Source organism: Lachnospira hominis (ex Hitch et al. 2025) (genome assembly GCF_040096395.1).
GTDB lineage: Bacteria > Bacillota > Clostridia > Lachnospirales > Lachnospiraceae > Lachnospira > Lachnospira hominis.
This window is the reverse complement of sequence record NZ_JBBMES010000005.1, coordinates 48,112-70,909: the sequence shown is the minus strand read 5'-3', so window position 1 is coordinate 70,909 and position 22,798 is coordinate 48,112. Positions and strand designations below refer to the sequence as shown.

Genomic DNA, 22,798 nt, shown 5'->3' with positions numbered 1-22,798 from the left:
AAGCCTATTTAGGAGAAAGGAAGGCATTTATGAAAGCTTTAGCTCAAAGTGAAATTATTGCTTTGATTACCGACTTGAATGCGTTTGCGGATAGTGCTGAAACACTCATCAATACTACACAAACGAATTATGACAAAGATAAAAGACTACTCCTAAATAGGCATAGTAGTGTTTTGTCAACATTGGACAGTACATATAAGGCAAACTGTGCTTCTGTTGAAAATAAATCGAAGCAAACTATTTCTGATGCGAAAAAAATACTTTCAGAAATTACTAAATTAGATGAAAAGTTATCGAGTGTTGACAAGTATTATGTAAAAACAAAAAAGAAGAAAGAAGAACTTTTGTCAGATACCACAAGTGATGTTTATGATGATGCGACCGACTATTTCAGTACACTCGAAACCATAAAGGAAAGCTTCAAAACAATTTATAAGAAGTATTCAGAGGATATTCTTCCCGGTCTTATCAACGGCTTAAATTATCTGTTTTCAAGCCAACGTAAAAAGGACTATGAGGAACTTATTATTCTTAGAAATACGGTTGCAGCCTTTGTAAAAGAAATCGAAGAAATGCTACCACCTCTTACGGAAGAAAATCTTGCTACGCTTAAAGAGGAATACTTTACCCAGCGTGGCACTACGGTTGAAAGACAAAAAAGCGAACTTGCCATTTTTGAAAATAATCACTTGGCAACATTAGATAAAGTTGCAGATAAAATATGCACTGACCTTGATAATATTCTTCCTGATGAATTTGTTGAGTATTTGTTTGAAATAATAGCGAATTATGCAAAATCGGTACATAAAGTAAACGCTTCAACAGATATTCAAGATGAGGTCTTGAATATGTGTTATGTCGATTATCCCGTTGACTTCTTCGTCGAGTCAAAAATTGTTGCGTCTATCATCAAGGAAAAGTGTTCTAAACTTTTAGTTGAGGGCGCAATTCGATTACCGATAATGATGTCTACGAGAAATGCACCTGTTTGGATGATTACAAACGATAACAGCAACAGTATGGCAGTTCAAGCGTTTACTCATTCAATTATGTATGGATTGCTTTCTTCTTGCCCGGTTGAAAAACTAACATATACCATTGTCGATCCTGAAAATCGTGGCAACAGTATAGCGCCTTTCTTTGATGCGAAAAAAAAGCTACCGGAACTGTTTGGCGAAAAAATTTATATCAGCAAAGATGAAGTTGCTGCAAAAGTTAGTAAGCTGAATGAAAAAATAGAGAATATTCTTCAAGACAGACTTGGGAATCAGTATGACAATATCTTTGACTATGCAAAGGATACGCCTGATTACGACCTTAATGTTGAACTTATTATGCTCTATGATTTTCCAAGAGGTTTTGATGAGCGAACTCTTGCAGAACTCAGAAATGTTTTGCGTAACGGCAACAAATGCGGAATTTACACAGTAATTTCATATTTGCCTGATTCTGATAATACTCGATCAAGAGAATATCAGCAGAGTTTACAGTCCATCATTGACCTTTCGACTGTTATTAACCAAAACGGCGAAAACTTTGTACTGCGTGGACTTCCCCTCGTTTATTACACAATGCCTGAAAAGATTGAATTTTCTAAGTTCTTTAGTAAATATATGCTTATTTTTGAAGGTATTAAGAATCGTGGTATTGCTTTCTCACCGCTTATTAGAAAGCTCATTGAAGCGAAAGACTCTATAGAGCTTGACGCACATATCGAGCAAATTTGCGAGATGATGAAGAACTACGAAAGAGCGTATGCACAAGTACCGGAAATCAATGCGGTATTTCCTTCATTGGTTACTTTAGGAAATGTTCTGTATCCCGCCGATGTATTTTCTGATAGTGTTGGTTATCAACACATCGTTGAAAAATTTGGAATGGAACGCAAGGCGGATACCGAGAATACTTCTTTTGTCGAGTTACCGCTTACATTCGATTTGAGAAACTCTTTCAATTTGTTCCTGAATTGTCCTGAAGTAAGTAGTAAAGCTATGCTCACCTTTACACACCACGTTATTTGGAGTTTTCTTTCTTTTATGCCTGTTACAAAGGTAAATATATGTGTGTTTGACAGTGAGCAACGAGGAAATAGCATTATTCCGTTCCTCGATTTCCGCAAACGCTCTCCTGAAACTTTCGATCAAAAGATTTATACAGGGCAGGAACAGATGTATGATCGTCTGCAAAAAATCAATTCTCAGATTGACGAGTTCATACAAGAAAAATTAGGAAATAGATACAAAGATATTCTTGATTACAACTTGAACACACCGAACAGAGCTGAACCCGTCACACTTTTGGTTTTATATGATTTTCCAAGTGGTATGGACGGAAGAAGCATTGACTTGCTAACAAATATCTTGAGAAATGGTAACAAGTGCGGAGTATTCACTATGATCTGCTACAATCCGAACATAACATTTTCTCGTTACGAGAGCATTGATGAGCGATTGGAACAGATTTCGAGATATTGTGCATCTATCGATTATAAAGATGGTCATTATAGTCTGTTACCTTACAATTTGCAGATTAACACACCTGAATTGCTTTCTTACAATGCAACTGATGCGTTTATCGCAGATTATATTGAAAAGAGTGAAACAATCAAGAAACAAGGACTTTCTTTTAAGGATATTATTTCTAAGGATTTGTTCTCCTTAGATTCCTCTAAATCACTGAAGATACCAGTTGGTGTTGGTGACGGAGATAGTATTATCAATATTACTATTGGCGAAGGTTCTTCTCATCACGGACTTATCGCAGGTGCAACGGGTTCAGGTAAATCTACTTTACTTCATACCCTTATTATGAGCAGTATGCTCCACTATAGTCCTGACCAACTCCACTTGTATCTAATGGACTTTAAGAGTGGTACTGAATTTAAAATTTATGAGTCGGTAAAGCTTCCTCATATCCAACTTCTTGCTTTGGATGCTATGCAGGAGTTTGGTGAAAGCATTCTTGAAAATCTTGTAACAGAAATGGAACGTAGAGGTTCTCTGTTCAAAGAAGCGGGACAAACAAGCCTAAAAGGATATGTTCAGGCTACCGGACAGCCCTTGCCAAGAATTTTGGTTATTATGGATGAATTCCAAATCTTGTTCAATGACTCTACAAACCGTAAGGTTGCAATGAATTGCGCCGAATTAACCAAGAGAATTGTTACAGAGGGGCGTGCATTTGGCATCCATTTGCTTATGGCAACACAATCCACTAAAGTTATCTCTGATCTTACTTTATCACGAGGAACTATTGAGCAAATGCGTATTCGGATTGGCTTGAAATGTGGGGAGGACGATGCTCGTTATTTATTTTCAGACCAAAATGATACAAAGGCTTTGGCTATGATGAAGGGGCCTATCGGTACTGCCGTTATGAACTTGGACTATACCGAACAGTCCAATATCGGTTTCAGAGCTGCATACTGTGACGATGCAACACAGAAGTATTATCTTGATTTAATCAGTGAAACTTTTGCCGAACAACCGTCTACATTGCAGACCTTTGAGGGTAGCAGAACAACTAACTTAGTCGATTATTTTGCGGATGCCAATATTGGCACAACATCCGAGCTTCCGGCTCAAATTCATATGGGTACACTTATAAAAGTTGCTCCGCCTTTCGCAATTTGTATTGACAAGAAAAAGAAACACAATCTTTTGGTTTGTGGTTCTAATGAAAGAATGGCTAATACCATTTCTAATAACTATATGATTTCGGCCTTGCTTAATCGCAATGCAACAGTCTACTGCATTGACGGTGATAAACTTGTTGGCGATGACGATTCGGCAGATTTCTATGATGCTCTTGGTGAGTGTAGCACTCGATTCAAAGTAGCACAGGATCGTGCTGATATTATTAAGTTCATCAATGAAGTTTATCAGAGTTATCAGTCTTGGAAAAAGCAGAATAGCGATGATGTAATTTTCGTGGTAATCAAGAACTTACAATTTCTGGATATTGTTAAATCCATGTTCAAAGGCGATGTAATTGATGAGAGCGAGTTTATTGATGAAGTTTCTGCTGAACCTGAGTTTAACCCTGCCGATCCGTTTGCAGCAGTAAATAATATGTTTGCAAACAGAGGTAGTGACGATAATATGTCGGTCGGTGAAAAACTCATTAAGATGATTGAGGATGGTTCAGGCTTCGGTATTCATTTTGTGGTTACTTCACTTGAATATCAATCGGTAAGAGAATGTATGTATTACGGTGAAAATATCCTTACTAAGTTCCCTGAACGCATTATTTTCTCTCTTGGTTCGAACGACGCTGATAATCTTATTGAGAATGTTTCGGTTGCAGGCTTGAGAGATAATACAGTTTATTTCACAGATGGCGTTAAAAACACATTTCAAATGAAACCTTATATTACACCTTCTGCAAGTGAATTGAAGAAACTGTTTAATTAAGTGGGAGGCTATGCCATATACACAGAGGTTTACGCCTTTGTGTATATGGCATATTCCCAAAAGAAGGAACAAGAAATTATGATTGATGGATGAATCCGAGGTGATATTTTGAGTGTAGTTAATTCTGATTTGAATACTTTATTGCAAACTGTAAAGAATATGCAAACTGCAATAGATAGTATTGAAACAACAAAAGCTTCAATATCTACAAAATATCAGCAACTTGGATACGGTTGGAATGATAAAAAGTATAAGGACTTAGGCGACGTAGTTAACGCTTGCTCAAAGTCGTTAAATACAATCTTAAAAACGCTTTTACAAGGAGAAAAATATGTTGCACTCCTTGTGAAAAGTTTGCAAGAATATGAGAATGCTAATCTTGCCGGTGGAACTCCACCGCCAACTTCTAATCCTGCATCAAACACAACTAATTCCTTGTCAGGAAATGATAATAATGCAACAGTAAAATTGGCGGGTAAAGAATGGTCGGACAATCTATCGCCTTCTGAACGATCAGCCATAAGAGATTATACAGGCACTTCGTATGTTAATATTAACGCTGTTTTAAGAGGATTGGCATCTGATTTTGACGCCGGAAATCACGAGAGGGCATCTTTAATACATAGTGCTTTAAGTCAAAGTAGTATCCCTCAGTCTTGTACCGTATATAGAGGTGCATCGCTTAGTTCGCTTGGCAATTATGCAAATGCAACCGATGAGGAACTAATAGGCAACATTATAAGCGATGATGGTTTTATGAGTACAAGCCTGAATAGAGAGGATGCGTTTGGCGGAGAAATCAGATATGAAATATCAGTTCCTGAAGGAGCGAATGGTGCTTATGTTGGTTATTTAAGTCACGCACAACACTATGAAAGTGAAGTGTTATTCGATTGTGGACAGATGCTACAAATAACTGATGTAAGACGAGATATGTTTGGAAACAGAACGATTGTTGCAAGAATGCTTGTGTAACGGAGGAATATTATGGATAAGTTTTGTTGGAAAGAAAATGAGGTAGTTATCACAAAATCACAATGTGACTTATGCGAATTTCAAGCCCCAAAATGCAAAGATAGTTGTGCTAAATATGAAAGCAAACCCGCAGAGGTGCTTTCAAATACCATTAAATGTCCTTGCTTTAGTAGAAAAGGAAGAATTAAATTATAAATCTTGACCTTTACACACTTATAATGCAAGGGTGGGATAATATTGGGAATAGTAAATGCTGATGTTACTGAACTACTGCAATCTTGGAATAATATAAAGACTGCAATTACAAGCATTGAAACAACAAAAACGTCAATGACGAGAAAATATCAGCAGCTTAATGGCGAATGGAAAGATAAGAAGTATAAAGAGTTGGGCGATGTTGTTCAAGAGTGCAGCAGAGCCTTAAACGAAATATTGAAGATCTTATCCAAAGGCGAAAAATTCATAGGTTCACTTGCAAAAAGTTTGCAGGAATATGATAATGTTAATTTAGATGGAAGTATGGGTTCAGACAATGCCTTTGTTCAAAGCCTGAGAAGTATGACATATTCCGCAGGTGAAACACCTTCCTATCAGTATTGTCTTGGAGTATTGACGAGGGGTAATGTTCCCGAAGGTTATCTTAATGTAATATCAGAAAGACACCAAAACGGCGAAACGAGAGTACGCAGAGTATTTGACCATTTTACAAATCAAATGTTGATACAAGATGCGAATTATCCACCTAACCAAACGGCACATTACGCACCGATGAACTATGAGGGACACCGCAGAGGTGTTTATTATAATGCAACATCGGATATGACTAATCCGAGAGGTGCAGGCACTACATATTTTCACGAGTTGGCTCATATGATCGACCACGCATCGACAGGTTATCAAGGGAATTTGTCAAATACTCCTGAATTTGGAAATGCGTTAATGCAAGACGGTCAACGGATATTACAATTATATAACAATCTGCCCCCTGATCGGCAGAATGCTTTTTTAACACGCATACGCTCAGATTCAGCACATTCTTTCTCGGACCTAATAGATGCTACAACAAATGGTCAATTACACGGAAGTTACGGACATTTAAGAGAATATTGGACTCGTTCAGGTAATCTACAAGCTGAAGCGTTTGCACACTTTTTTGAAGCGTCTATGGGTAGCGAAGATAAACTTGAAATGCTTGCTAATTTCTTCCCAACTGCGTTTGGCGTGTTTTCAGCACTTATTGAATCAATACAACCCGACCAATATGTTCGGGTATTAGAAAGGAGCAGATAACGAATATGAATATAGATAAAAAAGTTTCTGATTTTATGAACGCCTTCATTGACACACCCGAACCGAGTGTGGATCAGGAATACTATCAAATAGAAGAACAATACAAGGCTATATTTGGGCATACTGTTCCAAGAGCTATGTTGCCGGACAGTATTTCTATGGGCAGCATCAAATCCGCTATGAAAACTTGTATAGAAAACAAAAAAGATACTCTTTTTGAGTTGCTCGGTGTTGAACTGAATGACGAGTATCTGTACTAAAGGAGAAACAAATGGATAACGATAACATAATAATCTTAAACGATGATGAAGGCAATGAGGTTGAATTTGAGTTTTTAGATCTCATACCTTATCGTGGTAAAGAATACGTTGTTTTATTACCTACTTCAGATGATGCAGATGAAGTTGTTATTTTACAGCTTGAAGAAGCTGATGATGAAACAGAAAGTTATCTCAGCGTTGATAATGAGCTGACTTTGCAGGCAGTATTTGAGATATTCAAAGAGAAAGCAAAAGACACATTCAATTTTGTAGATTGATTAAACCAATAAAAAGGAGGCGGCTCAATGGATATATGGCATAGATTAGGGAGAATATTCAGACTTTCAAATTTAGGCACATTGATATTCTTCTTGTTAAATATCGGGCTAATTTTAGCATTGTTCTGTCCCTATGGCGTAACCTTTGAAGCGGCAGCTCCTTTGGTTGTATGTTACATAGTCACGGTTATAGTTAGTTTATCTCCTATTGGAGAATGGACGCTTGCAACTTTAGCAGGTGCAAAAGAAATCAAGCGTAAAGATATTAAAATTCGTTTGATTCCTTTATTAGAAATTGTTTTTGAGCAGGCTAAAGAAAGAACGCCGTCAATGATAAATTTTATACGATTAAAAATTATTCACGACCAATCCCCAAATGCTTTTGCGATTGGACGAAGAACTATTTGCGTTACAGATGGATTGCTTAACCTTTCTGATGAGGAAATAATGGCAGTATTCGCTCACGAAGTGGGTCATTTGGCTTACGGGCATTCTGCAATACAATTACTGATTGGCGGAGGTAATTTGTTCATTTCGGGATGCTTGCTGATAATTAAAGCAATTTGTTGGATTATAACAGGTCTTTGTGGATTGATAACCGGAATAGCAACCAGAAGCTTTTTAGCTGGCATATTTGCAACCTTAGCGGCAAGTATTTCAGCGGGATTAATATGGTTATGGACAAAATTCTGTATGTTATTTCTAATGTGGTCTATGCGACAAAATGAATTTGTTGCGGACGAGTATGCCTATAAACTGGGATACGGTGAAATATTAGCAAGTGTGTTAGATAACCATATGTGTTCGGCTCCCGAAAACGGATTATTGAAAGCTCTGTACTCGACACATCCCCATAGTGATGAACGGGTGGCTCGCTTGCAAGAGTTAGGATGCACTTATTCTCGATATTGAATTAGAAGATTATATTTTTATTTTAAATAAGCAAAAGACCGCCAATCGAAACTGGCGGTTTTTTGCTTACTTTATAACACTCCAATGTCCGGTTTTTTTGGAGCCTTTGCGTACAATCAAATCTTTTTGGAGAAGCACTTTTATGGCTCTATCTACTGTTCTTGTAGATATGTTAAGCTGATCGGCAATTTCCTGACGGGAATTTTGCGGAGCTTTTTCAATGAGATGATAAACCGCTAACTCGCTCTTGTTCAGATAAAGCAGAGCCGGATTTAATTCGCCATTTAACTCGCCATTGTCGTCATTTAACTCGCCATTTAATTCGCCATTCCGTATCGTGGCATTGAGCATAAAGGCATTATCACTATATTCCGGTGCAGGAAGTCCGGCGTCAGCCATTTCCTTAAACATACGGTCAACGCCTTCGCCAAATTCTTTCACATAATCATACTCTTGCAGGAAACGAGCGATTTTGGGATTGCGTGAAAAATGCACGGTACGGATATTGCTCAAACGCACAATGCCGGGGAGAGTGCCGGGACTCTCTACGGTAATATGATCGTCAAACATTTTTATCTGAATGTCCGTTCCTTTAATGCTGTAATCTCGATGGGCGATGGCATTGATGATGATCTCTTTCCAAACGAACTCAGGGTATTCCGGCGTGGTGTGAAATCTGCCATCGTTTCCGAGCCGTGTGCGCTCCTTAATTTGATCGCCTACAAAGTCAAGAGACTGGCGTACTATATCAAGGATTTTTCCCTCGAAGATTTTATCCTTGATAACATTCATTTCTGTGCCGACCTTCGCCTCTGTCCCGTCATAGCGGATAAAACGCACCCTTGCTCTCGGAAAGAAACGCTGCGGCTCTTTCCCGAAAAGAAGAAGCGCCGCTCCGCTCATTTCTTCTCTGCTATCGTGCCGGACAATGTAATCTTTGTTTTGCCTGATGTATTCCTCAGCGGATTTGGAATAGCCGATCTTCTTGCAGTATTCAGCGACAAAATCCATATCAATATCATCTAAAGCAGACCGGAACACAGGCTCATCTTCATAGTAGCGGGAGCCTTTGGCGTACATAAGCTGTAAGCGTTCGTCAAAGTTCAGTTTCTTTGACTTGTCTCCCATCCGGTAATATACCTCGTCTTGCTGGTTGGCGTGAAGCTCAGAGCTTTGGGGAATCGTCATAATCAAAAGATGATTTGGATTCCCGTCCTTGTCCCTGCACTCAACCGTTTCGGTCGTTACCATGACCGAAGGAGTGCAGTAATCAAAGGGGACACGGAGAATGTCGTTGATATTGTTGGTATATGCGTCTATACCCGTTATATCTCCATTGTCCTCAATACCAATGACAAGTGTGCCGCCATCTGCGTTGGCGAAGGCTACGATATGATTGGATAATCCCTTAGCGTCTTTCCTTGCGCTTTTGCGGTCAAAGACCTGATCTTCCTTTTTCGTACATAATTCTTCAATCGAGTATTTCATATATAGACAGCTCCAATCTGTTGCTTTATTTCAAAAATTGATTGCGGTATTCCTGATGACGGAAACGATAGCCCTGTGCGATCAGCGTGTCCGTTTTCAATGCGACCAAGTTTATATCCGAGTGCATTGCCCGTGCGATCTGCTGAATATCATACCCATTTTCGATATATTCCAGTATTTCATCATCGGGCAGGGAAATTTGGGAAGCAAAGATGTTTGCCTCGTACTCCATTCGGCTTTGCCTCATATCGAAAATATTAAATTCCTTGAAGCCGCCAGCCTTGACTGCTTCTTCTCTATGTAATGCGTCGTGTCCGATCTCGTGCAGCAATACGATACGCTCCATTACAGGGTGCAGATCGTCTTTTATAAAGATAAAGCGGTTACGCATTAAAACCTTGTATGCCCCTCGCTGCTTCTTGAACGATAATGGGATAACTTCTATCCCCAGTTCTCGTGCGATTTTATGCGGATCGTTTGTGCCAAGCTCATTTGTCAGACGATTCGCCTTTCTGACAATCTCCAAAGTCTGAATATCCAAGAGCAAACACCCCCATTCTACTGTCGGTAAGTATATCTTATCAAATGCACTGTCCGAAAAGGAGGACATCAAGCGCTATTTTCTATATTTTTTGGGAGTGTACTTTTTATTCTTCTCTTTGGCGATCCAGTACGCTTCCTGAATGCCTTTCATCATCTCGTCCAAATCCTCATCTGCAAGTTCGCCGCCTGCAAAAAGTCCTGTAACTTCTGCCATAAGCTCCTTTGCCTGTCTTGCGCCATTGCGTCCATATTTAGATTCGGCGTTCAGCAAAAATTCTTCATCATCTGTAAGCAGATAGTTGACATCGACCTTCAGGACTTCCGCCATCTTATAATAGGTTTCCCTTTTTTTCGGATAGCGGGTGCCAGCCTCATAATTCGATACTGTCCGCAGAGAAACGCCGATTGCTTTTGCAAACTCATCTTGCTTTAAGCCTGCCTTCGTGCGGGCTTCTTTTACCTTTTCACAGAATTTCATTTCATCTGACCTCCAAATTATTCGACCTGACTTAAAAATATCTTGCGTATCCATATTGACAAGCGCAAGTAAATTTCGTATAATGTCAATACGCAAGTAAGTTGCGTATATATAATAACCGAACTTGCGTGTTTTGTCAAGGGAGTTCAAAAAATTAGCTTGAACTTTTATCTACCAACAAATGATACCCGTTTTAAGGATTGAGGCGAACAGATGGGACGGAAAGATACACTCGCTGCGAAAAGCATTCGCAAAATGTACGAGCAGCTTAATTTGAATCAATCGGATATATTCTCGAAAACAAAATTGCTTCTCAGTGTATACCGTGATGTGGTCTGGATCACACTGAGCGAGTCTACCCGTGTGAATGAGGAGCTGGTATATTACGGAGAGGAACTGGACAGCGCCCTTATCTATTTGGAGCTGTTTGCGCCAGATACCGAGAAGCAGGAGTTTGAGAGCCGTATCAGTGCTTTATTTGAGAACAAGTGGATGGTTGACCTGATTGATACCGCTATGGCGAAAATATATGACTACCATAACAACGGCAGGCTGTACCACGAGATCATATCGAAAAGCTACCTGACGGCGTTTCGGTATACAGAGAGCGAGCTGCTCGATTTCTTGAATATGGAGCGCAGTACCTTTTACGACCGGAAACGGGAAGCGATTTTGCTTCTTGGCGTATCCCTGTGGGGATATGCTATTCCGTGCTTCAAAGGAATCTTCAATATGAAGGGAGCTGATGAAAACAGCGATATTCCCGATTTTTTCAAATAAAGGCTTGTCCGACTAAAGTCCGACGAAATCCCTACTGAATGTCCGACCTTGCGTATGCTACACTGTGTATGCTGCCCGAAGAACGGCTTTCGTTTACGGAACGAGGCTGAAAACAAAATGGCAGAAAATTGGCGCAGTTTTGCCGATGATACGAAAAAGCAAATCTGTTACAATTAGTATGCCTAAAGCTTTGAGAATTTTTCTTGATTTTCAAATGCTGGTTGAATATCTTTTAGGCGGCAATACAGCAGCTTAGGCAAAACGAATTGAATATGTGTTTTGAAGAAGCAGTTATAGCTTTCAGCCTTCGGGCTTGAATGTTATAGCTGCTTTTTTTGTGCAGCCCTTTTCGCTTTTGTCAGGCGGAAAGGGAGCTTTATGTCTATCGCAATATGGCAGGCGTTTATATGCAGGTATCCGTGATCTCCGAGTTTTTGATTTCAATTCAAAAATTCAATTTAAGGAGATTGCGAGATGGCAAACACATTAAATAACAAAAAAGGTCGAGACGATAAGAAGTATAAGGTCATCAATCTGAAGTATGAATATGAAGGATATGAGGGAAGCGAAAAATGGGCAATCATATCCGAACTGTCCGAAGAAGAACTGTTTGGGCTGTACCCCGATGAAATGCGGCGGTATAGCCCTTTTGTTTTGTTATCTGTTGAACAGGGAAAGGTAATCAGCGATTTCAAAGCAAATGAGGACAAGCATAGGAAGCGCAGCATAAACAATGAGGACTACTTTGGTTACAGCGAGGGACTGACGGAGAATTTACATGCCGAAGCTATCGTACCCGATTTTGTGGAGCAGCAGGAGAATGAGGAATATTGCCAACGGCGGGAGGAGCTTAAACAGCAACTATTCGCTCAAGCAATAGCGAGTCTTACCGAAAAACAGCGTAAACACCTGCTTTTATGGTATGTGGAGGGAAAGACCTCGGCTCAAATTGCAAGAGAGGATGGCGTTTCTGAACAGGCTGTGAGGAAGAACGCTCAGGCGGCAATCAAGAAGTTTGAAAAATTTTTTGGGGATTTTTTTAGAAAATAGGTTGCGTTTTGGCATTTCAATTCCAAATAAGTGAAGGGGTTATTTAGTCCGGACATAATTCCCTTCACATTTTGGAAAGTGAGGGCTTATATATGCAACCTAAAGATAGGAAAACAGTAAGGCGTGGAGAAATCTACTCCTACGATTTCGGAACAACCGAAGGCTCCATTCAAAGCGGTCGCAGACCTGTGTTAGTTATACAGGCAGACAATTTCAATGAAAAAGCACCGACAGTGATCGTGGCTTCCATTACCACGGTAATCAAGAAGCGCTATTTACCGTCGCACATCATTTTAGACGACCGCTTTGGACTGGAGAAACCGTCAATGGTTCTTTTAGAGCAAATTCAGACGGTAAATAAATCTTCTTTGACGGATTACATTGGATTTGTTGAAGATGAGAGAATCTGGAAACAGATCAATGCGGCTATTAAGCAAACCTTTGGGCTTTGGTTTTATAGTTTGCAGAGAACGGGCGATATTCGCTGCCTTTGCAGTAAATGCCTGAAGGACTATATGAACAATCCGAACTATATTGTTAGGAGGCTCGATCCATTCGCTTCTGAAAAAGACAGGTGCGATAAGTGCAATAACACAGGTTGGGATTACATCATTTTTGATAAGCGCAGCGCCCTGAGAGATAAGGGGGTGCAGAAATGAGCGAGAACAATGTAAAAAGAAAAGCGCCGAAATATGAAGTACCTTTATGGCATAAAAGCAATTTGTCGATTGAAGAAGCTACGGCATACACGGGAATCAGCAGAGACAAATTATACGAGATGACAAACCGTGAAGATTGTCCGTTCGTTTTATGGATCGGGAATCGCAGGTTAATAAAAAGGCAGGTCTTTGACGAGTATATTGCCAAGATGTACTCGATATAAGTTGTTTCGTCAAGTGTGCGATAGGTCGATTCGCATAATTGGCTTATCGCCTCACTTGCATTATGCTGTAACCACAAAACACAAGGAGGTTACAGTAATGAAGAACGAAAGCGATATAAGCCGGTCGTACCAAGTCCCAATTTGGCATAAAGCCACTCTTTCAATGGAAGAAGCAATGGCTTATACAGGGATAGGAAGGGACAAACTCAGAGAAATGACCAATCGTGAGGACTGCCCGTTTATTCTTTGGAACGGAAGCAAGAGATTGATCAAAAGGCAAGCGTTTGACGAGTACATTCTTAAAGTGTATTCCATTTGAGAGCGGAGGTGCTGAAACAGTATGGAAGAAAGAAATGTACGATTCGATGTCCCGATATGGCATAAGCTGAACTTATCCATAGAAGAAGCGGCAAAATACTCTGGCATTGGCAGAGCAAAGCTTTATGAAATGACGAATAGAGAGGATTGTCCTTTTGTCCTATGGGTTGAAAGTCGGCGATTGATAAAAAGAAAAGAATTTGACGAGTACATCAGCAAAGTGTACTCGATTTAGGAGGTATCGTTATGGACGATGAAATTTTAAGGTATAAGCAGCGACTTGAAGAACAAGCAGCGCAAACACCTATATGGGAAAAAGCGTGTTTAACGATTGAAGAAGCTGCTGAGTATACAGGTATCGGACGAACAAAGTTAAGAGCATTGGTACGGCAGAAAAAATGCTCGTTTTCAATGCCGATTGGCAATCAGATACTCATTGTACGGGAAAAGTTTGACGCTTATCTAAAAGGGCGAAAGCGAATTTAAGTGAGGTGGAATAGAATGGCAAGCACAAGGAGAAAAGACAAATCAAGAGTGGTACTTCGTGTCGGCGAACTTCAGAGAAAAGACGGTACATACCAGTATTCTTGGACGGATAAGAATAAGAAACGCCGATATGTGTATTCCAAGTCTCTTGATAATCTGCGGGAAAAGGAAGCGCAAATAGCAAAGGACATCAGCGACGGGATTAAGGCGGAGGCTCGGTATACGACCATAGATGAACTGTACGCTTTATGGAAAGACCTGAAACGGGGGCTGAAAAACAATACCTTTGAAAACTATAAATATATGTATGAAACTTTTGTCCGCCAGCAAATAGGGAATAAGCGGATTGCAATGCTGAAGAAATCGGATATTAAGAGGTTTTACAACTACCTTGCCGATGAAAGAGGCTTGAAAGCCTCAACGATTGACAGTATTCACACGGTACTCCATCAGATTTTGGATATGGCGGTTGACGATGACTATATCAGGAATAATCCGTCTGACAATGTTCTGAAGGAGCTGAAACAGTCCCATATATTTAAGACCGAAAAGCGCAGAGGTTTAACACGACCGGAGCAAGAGCTGTTTCTTTCCTATCTGAAGGACACGCCTAAATATCAAAATTGGTATTCGGTCTTTGCGGTAATGACAGGGACAGGACTTCGTGTAGGGGAACTCACGGGACTCCGTTGGTGCGATATTGACTTGGAGGAAGGTATTATAGATGTGAATCATACTTTGGTCTATTACGACCATAGGACTTCTGAAGGAAAGAGAGGCTGTTATTTCAATGTGAATACGCCAAAGACAGAAGCTGGAAACAGGCAAGTGCCTATGCTTGACTTTGTAAAGGAAGCCTTCAAGATGGAAAAGGAACGGCAAGAAATGCTGGATTTGCATTGTGAAGCAACTGTTGACGGATACACGGATTTTATCTTTATCAACCGCTTTGGACAGCCGCAGCACCAGTCCACATTGAATAAGGCGATTCGCCGGATTATCCGTGACTGCAACGACGAACAGTTTTTGAAGGATGAAAATCCTGAAGTGTTGCTTCCGCATTTTAGCTGCCATTCACTCAGGCATACATTCACGACGAGAATGTGCGAAGCAGGCGTCAATGTCAAAGTTATGCAGGATACACTTGGGCATAAAGATATTTCTACAACGCTTAACATTTATACGGATGTTACAAAGGAGTTGAGGCGCTCAGAATTTGAAGGTCTTGATTTTTACTTCAAAACAGTGTAAAATATCGGGTGTGTTGGATTTCCATAAAGGAATATCGGCACACCCGAATTTATTGTATATATCGGTTGTATTGGCTGGACGAGCTGACTACATCAACTACATCAAATCTTACACATTTCAATCCGTATAAGAGCGGAAACCTGCTGTAACCTTGAATTGAAGATTTTGATTTTAGCGAGATATAGAAGGCTCTCGTTGAAATCCGTAGCTTGTAAAAGGGAGTCTGCTTTCGTCCCAACGATGAAGTCCTTGGATAAAAAAGACCAATAAAATCAAGGGTTTGCGGACTTCCAACTTGTATGGTACGACAGGAGTACGACAAAATAACCTATCTTAAAGGGTTAAAACAAACGATTTTAAATTAAAATCGAGTCAGTTCAAGTTCATATTTTGTACTATAAGGACATTTTTCTAAAAGAAATTTTAGAGGAATGTCCTTTTTTGTTATGGTCAACGGAACAAAATAAGAAAATGGAGGAAGTCAGTATGAACAGTACAGCGTTAGGAGCAGAAAAAGAAAATATTAACTTTATTAGTGAAGCACATGAGAAATTCTACTATGAAAAAATTCAGAAAGTTAGAGAAGCAGATGTATATCACAAGGCACTTTGCTATTGCATTGGAATGAACGAAGATACACGAAGAAATGTGGATAGAATTTATAATTTCAAGACTGGATGTGTAAAACCGGAGTGCCTGCATGAAGGCTGGCAGACCAGTGGAAGTGCAAAGGTTGTCAGAATGGCATTTAATCTGTATTGCAATGGTACACCGAGCGTGGATGATGAACAGGACACAGAGGAGCAGGTGGATGAGTGCCGGAGATATTCAGTAGAGGATTTGTTCTGCTGTTGCTATGCACCATATTTCTGGCAGGCAATACAGATTCGCTATCCGGAGTATGCCGCATACAATAAAAATTTGTATGCAATGTTTGGAGGAAATGATTGATGTTAAAGATTCGGTTGATGGGAACAAAAAATGATATTACATGGTTCAAAAAAATCATGCAGAGACACCCAAAGGTAGAGGTTCTGGAAATGTCAGACCTCTATCCCAACAAGGGAACAGATAAATATTACAGATCGTATGTAGAAGTAAAAAAGAGCAATGTAAAAGAATAATAGTAGAATTTGGAGGAATTTCATCATGTGTAAAGTTATAGTAATCGGAAACCAGAAAGGTGGAGTTGGAAAGACCACCACAACAAGTAATCTAGGTATTGGACTTGCAAAAAAGGGGAAAAAGGTGCTTCTGATAGATGCGGATGCACAGGGAAGCCTGACAGCAAGTTTAGGCTTTCAGGAGCCGGATAAACTGGATGTATCTCTTGCAACCATTATGGCGAATATCATCAATGAAGAAGATATGGAGCCGGATTATGGCATCCTAAAGCACGACGAGGGTGTAGACCTTATGCCCGGCAATATAGAGTTGTCGGGATTGGAAGTATCACTGGTAAATGTCATGAGCAGGGAGCTTGTGCTTCGGACTTATATAGAACAGCAGAAAGAAAGGTATGATTACATTCTGATTGATTGTATGCCTTCCCTTGGCATGATTACCATAAATGCCTTTGCAAGTGCCGACAGCATCCTTATTCCGGTGCAGGCAGCATATCTGCCAGTAAAAGGTCTGGAACAGCTTATAAAGACCATAGGAAAGGTAAAAAGGCAGATCAATCCAAAATTGGAGATTGAAGGTATTCTGCTTACTATGGTTGATAACAGAACGAATTATGCAAAAGACATCAGTGCATTGGTTGTGGAGAATTATGGTAGCAAGGTAAGAATATTTGAAAACAGTATTCCGATGTCGGTAAGGGCTGCGGAGATTTCTGCTGAAGGTGTCAGCATTTATGAGCATGATCCAAATGGAAAAGTGGCGAGTGCCTATCAGTCATTGACAGAGGAGGTGCTTGCAGATGAATAAAACAGGAAGTGCCGCAAAGGTAAAACTGAACAGCTTCGATGATTTATTCGGAGATGGACAGCCACAGGCAGGAATAGAGCAGGTACAGGAAATTGCATTATCAGAACTGCATGAGTTCAAAGGTCACCCATTTAAGGTACTGGACGATGAAAAGATGCAGGAGACGGTGGAGAGTGTCAGAGAGCATGGCGTGCTGATGCCGGGTATTGCAAGACCAAGAGCTGAGGGCGGCTATGAAATTATTGCAGGACATCGCAGGAGACATGCGTGTGAACTGGTAGGACTTGAAACAATGCCGATGTTTATCCGTAATTATACGGATGATGAAGCCACGATTATTATGGTGGACAGCAATATCCAAAGAGAAGATATTCTTCCAAGCGAAAAAGCAAAGGCATACCGCATGAAATATGATGCTATGAAGCATCAGGGAAGCAGAACAGGCGGACTTACTTTGGAAGAACTTGGAGAAGCCGCAGGAGAAAGTGCAAAAACAGTTCAAAGATATATATGGATTTCACGCTTATCGGAACCATTGCTTGATATGGTTGATGCAGGGAAAATAGGCATTATGCAGGCTGTTGACCTTTCATTTTTATCCGAGGATGCACAGCAATGGGTATTGGTTGCCATACAGGACACCAATGCTGTCATAAGCAAACAGCAGAGTGCCATGCTAAAGGAGAGTGACAAAAAGGGAGAACTGACTTTTCCAATGGTGCGTATGCTTCTGGAGAAAGAAAAGCCAGTAGAGCGTAAGGTTGTTATAAAAACGGAACGCATTAACAGTTATTTTCCGGATACATACAGCACAGATGATATAGAAAAAATAATATTTCAGCTATTAGATAACTGGAAGAATACACAGTAGGAAGGAGGAGACGAGAATGGGAGAAATTTTGCAGCTAGATTATTATTACGGAATAGAAGCGGAACAGTTCTCATTCTATCGTGTTCCACGCCTGCTGATAAAGGACGAGAGATTTAAGAAGCTGTCCAGTGATGCTAAATTGTTGTATGGACTTATGCTTGATCGTATGTCGCTGTCTATGAAGAATGAATGGTTTGACGATGAAAATCGTGCATACATCATTTATACCATAGACAGCATTATGGAGGATTTGGGATGCGCTAAGGAAAAAGCTGTTAAGGTATTGGCAGAGCTTGATTCTGTAAAAGGAATTGGTCTGGTAGAAAAGGTTCGCAGAGGACTTGGAAAACCGGATATAATTTATGTGAAAAATTTTGCTTCTATTACTGAACAGATGGACGAAAAAGAGCCAGCAAATGCTGATAAAATCACAGAAGTCGGAAAATCGAACTTCAAGAAGTCAGAAAATCGAACTTCTGGAAGTCAGAAAACCGAACCACAAGAAGTCAGAAAATCGAACTTCCGGAAGTCAGAAAATCAAACCTCTGGAAGTTCGGAAATCAAACCTCAAGAAGTCGGAGAATCGAACCCTAATTATACTAACTATAATCAGACTTATATGAATCAGACTAATTATAACCAGACTGAGTTGAGTTATACCAATCCAATCAATCAATCTGTGACAGAAAAGCCACAAGCTGATGTGATGGATGCGATGGATGATGCACAGTCTTACATAGAACTGATTAAAGAGAATATCAGTTATGATCATCACATGAAGTATGATGGCTATGGGGAAAAGGAACTTTATGACGAATTGTTTGGGATAATCTGTGAAGTGGTATGCGTAAAAAGAAAATCAATCCGGGTTGCAGGAGAGGACTATCCGTATGAACTCGTAAAATCTAGATTTTTGAAACTGAATAGCAGTCATCTTGAGTATGTGATTGGTTGCATGAAAGAGACAATAACGAAGATAACCAATATCAAGTCGTATATGATAACAGCGCTTTATAATGCACCAGCCACGATAAATCATTTCTATCAGCAGGAAGTGCAGCATGATATGTATGGAGGAGGATGGCATGAAAAGGGTATTGTTTAAGGTGATTTTGCCGATGGCATTTATTGTGATCTGGTTGGATATGTGTTACTGGATATGTCTGGGAGAAAACGGTATGAACTGGTTTCAGTTCTGGATTATGGGTGGCTTTCCCTTCGGCATACAAAGGATGCTTGTATTGCTGATACCTCGTAATTTTGGAATAGCCGGGAGCATAGGAGTGTTGGCATTAGACGCAATCATCGGTGGCATGATCGGAGTGATTGCCCTTGCAATAAAAATTATTGCAATCATTAGGGAAGTAATCAATATCATAATGGAACTTGCAGGAAAGAGAATTTCTTGTTGAATAGGAGCAGGTATGAAATGAAAGTTTTTATACCTGCTTATTTTATAACTTCTGGTCACAGCGTCCAGAAGTGGAAAGGAACTGATATGGAATCAATGAGAGACACCAAGCGTATCATGGAGCGTGAAATCAAAAAAGGAAGCACACCATTATCTTTTGAACAAATGGAGATTGATACAAATAATTATCAAGAGATTACTTCTGTGGAGAAACTGACACAGGTATTGCAGTACCTTCACAGGGTAGGCAATTACAAGTCTTTAGCGGGAAAAACGGTGATCAATAATGTTTACACTTTTATGCGTGGAAGAACACCGGATTTTACCAGAGCAAGAAGTATATTTGACCGGGAAAAGATATATCATCAGATGCTTCGGCAGGAAAAGAAGATGAAGCCAGTTTATGACGGAGATTGTTATATCGAAACAGCAAAGTGCTATTTTTCATTGCCGGAGGAATGGGAAAAGCATAAAATGATGTATCTGAATAATGATGCGTTTGGTTTTATCCTGTCGAATAAGTATATTTTGGGATTGTATAAATATTGCAGGGAAGCAAGGCGGGATATTGCAATGGAAGCTAATGAAATACCAGAGAATACAAATACAATTATTCAGCGGCTTATAAATATGGATAATCTGGAAGTGTTGTCACATTGTTTGCTGCTTGATGATGTATGGATAGAAAATAATCTGATTGGTGCAAAGATGTACACGATTTTCAAATTAGGAAATTCTTCTCAAAGCACAGCTTTTCTGCTATAATGGGCATTAGCTTATTATGTCTGGAGGAAATGAATATGTGCGATGAAAATATGAATTTAGAAGAACAGGTTACTGAGCCTGTTGAGCCAAAGGTGGAAACAGAACCATTATTTGAGGAAATGGTGGATTTTGATACATTCAGCAAGTCAGATTTCCGTGTTGTAAAAGTAAAAGAATGTAGTGCTGTGAAGAAAAGCAAAAAGCTGTTACATTTTGTTTTAGATGATGGCACAGGAACAGACAGAATTATTCTCTCTGGAATCCATGCATATTATGAACCGGAGGAACTGGTCGGAAAGACATTACTTGCAATTACAAATTTACCACCTAGAAGTATGATGGGAATTGATTCCTGTGGTATGCTTTTATCCGCTGTTCATACAGTAAATGGAGAGGAAAAGCTGAATTTAGTTATGCTGGATGATGCAATTCCGGCAGGTGCAAAGCTCTACTAATTAAAAAGAATATAGAAAAATATACAGCGTTAAGGCAGATATGAGATCGAAAGGTTTTGTATCTGCTTTTTTTATTGCAACAACTTCTGGTCACAGCGTCCAGAAGTGGAAAGGAAAAGGAAATGAACAGAAAAGATGTGAAGAAATTATTGCTTGCTGTTATTGCTGTGGTAATTGTGGCAAAAATAGCAAGAGACATTATGAAAGCGAGAAAGCAGAAAGAAAACATTCATGCTGATACATTCGAGGATTTTTATGAGGAAGAAATGAACTGGTGGGATAAAGACCTTGAGGAAGGGGAGGAGTAACGATATGGCAATGAAAACACAGCTTCACAGGCTGTTTGTTCCACCCTGAATCCGACCGGTGCAGATAAGGAAGGAGGTACACCGTGCAGGAGGAAACAACACAGAAAACCATTGCTCTTGCAATCAAGACTTCCAAGCTGACCGCAAGCGTTTTACAGAAGGCAATGAAGATGTATCTGGAGCATCAGAAGCATAAGCAGCCTTCGCATGGAAAGATTCCGGTAAAGAAGCTGGTCGGTCAGGGAGAGGGTGCAAAGTCCATTGAGGTTACGGATAGCAATATTAAATCCTTTGAGCGTGTTGCAAGGAAATACAATGTCGATTTCGCAGTAAAAAAGGATAAGACCATGGAACCACCCAAGTATCTTGTGTTTTTCAAGGGCAAAGATGCCGATGTGATTGCACAGGCATTCAAGGAATTTGTCAAAGTTAATGAGAAAAAACAGCAGCGTCCGTCACTCAGACAGAAATTGAAAGGACTTCAGAAGATTGTTGCACAGAATAAGAATAGGGAGCGAAGCAGAGAGAAAAATAAGGACAGAGGACAGAGCTTATAAGCAAGGTCATTGACGGAATTAAAAAGGATTTACAGTCAATTCCGAAAACTCTCAAAGAAAAAACAAAAGGGGTAAATAAGAAACAGCTTGCCCTGAAGTGCGCTCCCTATGTGATCTTCGGGTATGTTCTGAATAAGGTTTCATGGCTGTATGGACAGCAGGCAGGTGACAATACATTACAGAAGGTGTTGGACACAATCAATGGGATTGGAGGTGCGTTCCATAATCCGCTTCCAAGTTTTCTGCCGAGAGATTTACTGGTAGGAGTGGGATGCGGAATAGGATTTCGTATGGTAGTTTATTATAAAGCGAAAAATGCAAAGAAATTCCGGCAGGGAGTTGAGTACGGTTCGGCAAGGTGGGGAACTGCCAAAGATATTGAACCGTATGTTGATCCTGTATTTGAAAATAACGTGCTTTTAACAGCAACGGAACGGCTTATGATGTCGGGCAGACCAAAGCAGCCGAAGTATGCGAGAAACAAAAACATACTTGTAATCGGTGGTTCCGGTTCCGGCAAGACCAGATTTTTTGTAAAGCCGAACCTTATGCAGATGCACAGCTCCTACGTTGTGACTGATCCCAAAGGCACAGTCCTCGTGGAATGTGGCAAAATGCTGTCCAAGAATGATTACCGGATCAAGGTGCTGAATACCATTAACTTTGCAAAATCAATGCATTACAATCCTTTCGCTTATATCCGTAGCGAAAAGGATATTCTGAAACTCGTAAACACAATCATTGTAAATACCAAAGGGGAAGGACAGCAAGCCTCTGAGGATTTCTGGGTGAAAGCGGAAAAGCTCTATTATACAGCCTTAATCGCATATATCTGGTACGAAGCACCGGAGGAGGAACAGAATTTTTCCATGCTGATTGATCTGGTGGATGCCAGTGAAGCAAGGGAAGATGATGAGAATTTCAAAAATGCGGTTGACCTGCTGTTTGAGGAGCTGGAAAAGGAGAACCCGAACCACTTTGCGGTCAGACAGTATAAAAAATACAAGCTGGCGGCGGGTGTTGTATGCTTTAAGAGACTTATTCATCACGATATGAGTAAGTCTCTTAAAACATATAAGGCTACAAAGCAGAAAG

The 22,798-nt window shown here is 40.0% G+C and carries 27 protein-coding genes and 1 pseudogene; 25 read left to right on the top strand and 3 right to left on the bottom strand.

Going from position 1 to position 22,798, the window contains the following annotated elements; genetic code table 11:
* Positions 1–29: 29 nt before the first annotated feature.
* The 6 genes from WMO38_RS06445 to WMO38_RS06420 all read left to right on the top strand — a co-directional run bounded on the left by WMO38_RS06445 (position 30) and on the right by WMO38_RS06420 (position 8,127).
* Positions 30–4,412 carry an FtsK/SpoIIIE domain-containing protein gene (locus tag WMO38_RS06445; RefSeq protein WP_349161929.1) on the top strand — a complete coding sequence of 1,461 codons (4,383 nt, stop codon included), beginning with the start codon at positions 30–32 and terminating at the stop codon, positions 4,410–4,412.
* Positions 4,413–4,520: 108 nt separating this feature from the next.
* Entirely contained in the window at positions 4,521–5,387 is an 867-nt protein-coding gene (locus WMO38_RS06440; protein WP_349161928.1) for an ADP-ribosyltransferase, read from the top strand.
* A 237-nt stretch (positions 5,388–5,624) separates the two neighbouring features.
* Complete coding sequence (locus tag WMO38_RS06435) at positions 5,625–6,677, top strand: hypothetical protein (RefSeq protein WP_349161927.1); 1,053 nt, start codon at positions 5,625–5,627, stop codon at positions 6,675–6,677.
* A gap of 5 nt (positions 6,678–6,682) precedes the next feature.
* Positions 6,683–6,937 carry a hypothetical protein gene (locus WMO38_RS06430; protein WP_349161926.1) on the top strand — a complete coding sequence of 85 codons (255 nt, stop codon included), beginning with the start codon at positions 6,683–6,685 and terminating at the stop codon, positions 6,935–6,937.
* Between the two features lie 11 nt (positions 6,938–6,948).
* On the top strand, positions 6,949–7,215 hold the full coding sequence (locus WMO38_RS06425; protein ID WP_349161925.1) for a DUF1292 domain-containing protein: 267 nt from the start codon (positions 6,949–6,951) through the stop codon (positions 7,213–7,215).
* A gap of 27 nt (positions 7,216–7,242) precedes the next feature.
* The gene (locus tag WMO38_RS06420; RefSeq protein WP_349161924.1) at positions 7,243–8,127 is read left to right on the top strand and encodes a M48 family metalloprotease; all 885 of its coding nucleotides are present in this window, start codon (positions 7,243–7,245) and stop codon (positions 8,125–8,127) included.
* A 66-nt stretch (positions 8,128–8,193) separates the two neighbouring features.
* On the opposite strand, the gene WMO38_RS06415 is transcribed toward WMO38_RS06420, so the two are convergent.
* The 3 genes from WMO38_RS06415 to WMO38_RS06405 form a co-directional block, all read right to left on the bottom strand.
* Positions 8,194–9,615 (bottom strand): RNA-binding domain-containing protein, encoded by a 1,422-nt coding sequence (locus WMO38_RS06415; protein ID WP_349161923.1) that lies wholly within the window; start codon positions 9,613–9,615, stop codon positions 8,194–8,196.
* A gap of 25 nt (positions 9,616–9,640) precedes the next feature.
* Complete coding sequence (locus WMO38_RS06410; protein ID WP_349161922.1) at positions 9,641–10,156, bottom strand: ImmA/IrrE family metallo-endopeptidase; 516 nt, start codon at positions 10,154–10,156, stop codon at positions 9,641–9,643.
* 75 nt (positions 10,157–10,231) lie between these two features.
* On the bottom strand, positions 10,232–10,636 hold the full coding sequence (locus tag WMO38_RS06405; protein WP_015518025.1) for a helix-turn-helix domain-containing protein: 405 nt from the start codon (positions 10,634–10,636) through the stop codon (positions 10,232–10,234).
* A 213-nt stretch (positions 10,637–10,849) separates the two neighbouring features.
* Here WMO38_RS06405 and WMO38_RS06400 point away from each other — a divergent pair, with 213 nt between their 5' ends.
* The 19 genes and pseudogenes from WMO38_RS06400 to WMO38_RS06310 form a co-directional block, all read left to right on the top strand.
* Entirely contained in the window at positions 10,850–11,416 is a 567-nt protein-coding gene (locus WMO38_RS06400; protein WP_349161921.1) for a hypothetical protein, read from the top strand.
* A 474-nt stretch (positions 11,417–11,890) separates the two neighbouring features.
* Positions 11,891–12,466, top strand: coding sequence for a sigma-70 region 4 domain-containing protein (locus tag WMO38_RS06395; protein ID WP_349161920.1), 576 nt, complete (start codon positions 11,891–11,893; stop codon positions 12,464–12,466).
* A 92-nt stretch (positions 12,467–12,558) separates the two neighbouring features.
* Positions 12,559–13,125, top strand: a complete 567-nt coding sequence (locus tag WMO38_RS06390) for a type II toxin-antitoxin system PemK/MazF family toxin (protein WP_349161919.1) — start codon at positions 12,559–12,561, stop codon at positions 13,123–13,125.
* Positions 13,122–13,349 (top strand): excisionase, encoded by a 228-nt coding sequence (locus WMO38_RS06385; RefSeq protein WP_349161918.1) that lies wholly within the window; start codon positions 13,122–13,124, stop codon positions 13,347–13,349. The genes WMO38_RS06390 and WMO38_RS06385 overlap by 4 nt, the downstream gene beginning before the upstream one ends.
* 97 nt (positions 13,350–13,446) lie before the next feature.
* The gene (locus WMO38_RS06380) at positions 13,447–13,668 is read left to right on the top strand and encodes an excisionase (protein WP_349161917.1); all 222 of its coding nucleotides are present in this window, start codon (positions 13,447–13,449) and stop codon (positions 13,666–13,668) included.
* A 21-nt stretch (positions 13,669–13,689) separates the two neighbouring features.
* Positions 13,690–13,902: an excisionase gene (locus WMO38_RS06375; RefSeq protein ID WP_349161916.1), complete on the top strand. Its 213-nt coding sequence runs from the start codon at positions 13,690–13,692 to the stop codon at positions 13,900–13,902.
* 11 nt (positions 13,903–13,913) lie between these two features.
* On the top strand, positions 13,914–14,153 hold the full coding sequence (locus WMO38_RS06370; protein ID WP_349161915.1) for an excisionase: 240 nt from the start codon (positions 13,914–13,916) through the stop codon (positions 14,151–14,153).
* A gap of 15 nt (positions 14,154–14,168) precedes the next feature.
* Entirely contained in the window at positions 14,169–15,404 is a 1,236-nt protein-coding gene (locus tag WMO38_RS06365; protein WP_349161914.1) for a site-specific integrase, read from the top strand.
* Positions 15,405–15,890: 486 nt separating this feature from the next.
* Complete coding sequence (locus tag WMO38_RS06360) at positions 15,891–16,355, top strand: DUF6075 family protein (protein ID WP_349161913.1); 465 nt, start codon at positions 15,891–15,893, stop codon at positions 16,353–16,355.
* Complete coding sequence (locus tag WMO38_RS06355; protein ID WP_349161977.1) at positions 16,352–16,528, top strand: hypothetical protein; 177 nt, start codon at positions 16,352–16,354, stop codon at positions 16,526–16,528. Before WMO38_RS06360 ends, WMO38_RS06355 begins: the two co-directional genes overlap by 4 nt.
* 25 nt (positions 16,529–16,553) lie before the next feature.
* A complete protein-coding gene (locus tag WMO38_RS06350) occupies positions 16,554–17,336 on the top strand; it encodes a ParA family protein (protein ID WP_158436725.1) in 783 nt (260 codons plus the stop codon).
* On the top strand, positions 17,329–18,207 hold the full coding sequence (locus WMO38_RS06345; RefSeq protein WP_227700728.1) for a ParB/RepB/Spo0J family partition protein: 879 nt from the start codon (positions 17,329–17,331) through the stop codon (positions 18,205–18,207). Before WMO38_RS06350 ends, WMO38_RS06345 begins: the two co-directional genes overlap by 8 nt.
* 16 nt (positions 18,208–18,223) lie before the next feature.
* A complete protein-coding gene (locus tag WMO38_RS06340; RefSeq protein WP_227700727.1) occupies positions 18,224–19,312 on the top strand; it encodes a DUF6017 domain-containing protein in 1,089 nt (362 codons plus the stop codon).
* Entirely contained in the window at positions 19,293–19,619 is a 327-nt protein-coding gene (locus WMO38_RS06335) for a DUF6050 family protein (RefSeq protein WP_227700726.1), read from the top strand. The genes WMO38_RS06340 and WMO38_RS06335 overlap by 20 nt, the downstream gene beginning before the upstream one ends.
* Positions 19,620–19,636: 17 nt before the next feature.
* On the top strand, positions 19,637–20,383 hold the full coding sequence (locus tag WMO38_RS06330; protein WP_349161912.1) for a hypothetical protein: 747 nt from the start codon (positions 19,637–19,639) through the stop codon (positions 20,381–20,383).
* 35 nt (positions 20,384–20,418) lie between these two features.
* On the top strand, positions 20,419–20,838 hold the full coding sequence (locus WMO38_RS06325; protein ID WP_085980127.1) for a methionyl-tRNA formyltransferase: 420 nt from the start codon (positions 20,419–20,421) through the stop codon (positions 20,836–20,838).
* A 122-nt stretch (positions 20,839–20,960) separates the two neighbouring features.
* The gene (locus WMO38_RS06320; protein ID WP_349161911.1) at positions 20,961–21,146 is read left to right on the top strand and encodes a hypothetical protein; all 186 of its coding nucleotides are present in this window, start codon (positions 20,961–20,963) and stop codon (positions 21,144–21,146) included.
* Positions 21,147–21,229: 83 nt separating this feature from the next.
* Positions 21,230–21,703: a PcfB family protein gene (locus WMO38_RS06315; protein ID WP_349161910.1), complete on the top strand. Its 474-nt coding sequence runs from the start codon at positions 21,230–21,232 to the stop codon at positions 21,701–21,703.
* A gap of 38 nt (positions 21,704–21,741) precedes the next feature.
* Positions 21,742–22,764, top strand: a pseudogene (locus WMO38_RS06310) (type IV secretory system conjugative DNA transfer family protein); the annotation flags it as partial.
* Positions 22,765–22,798 lie beyond the last annotated feature (34 nt).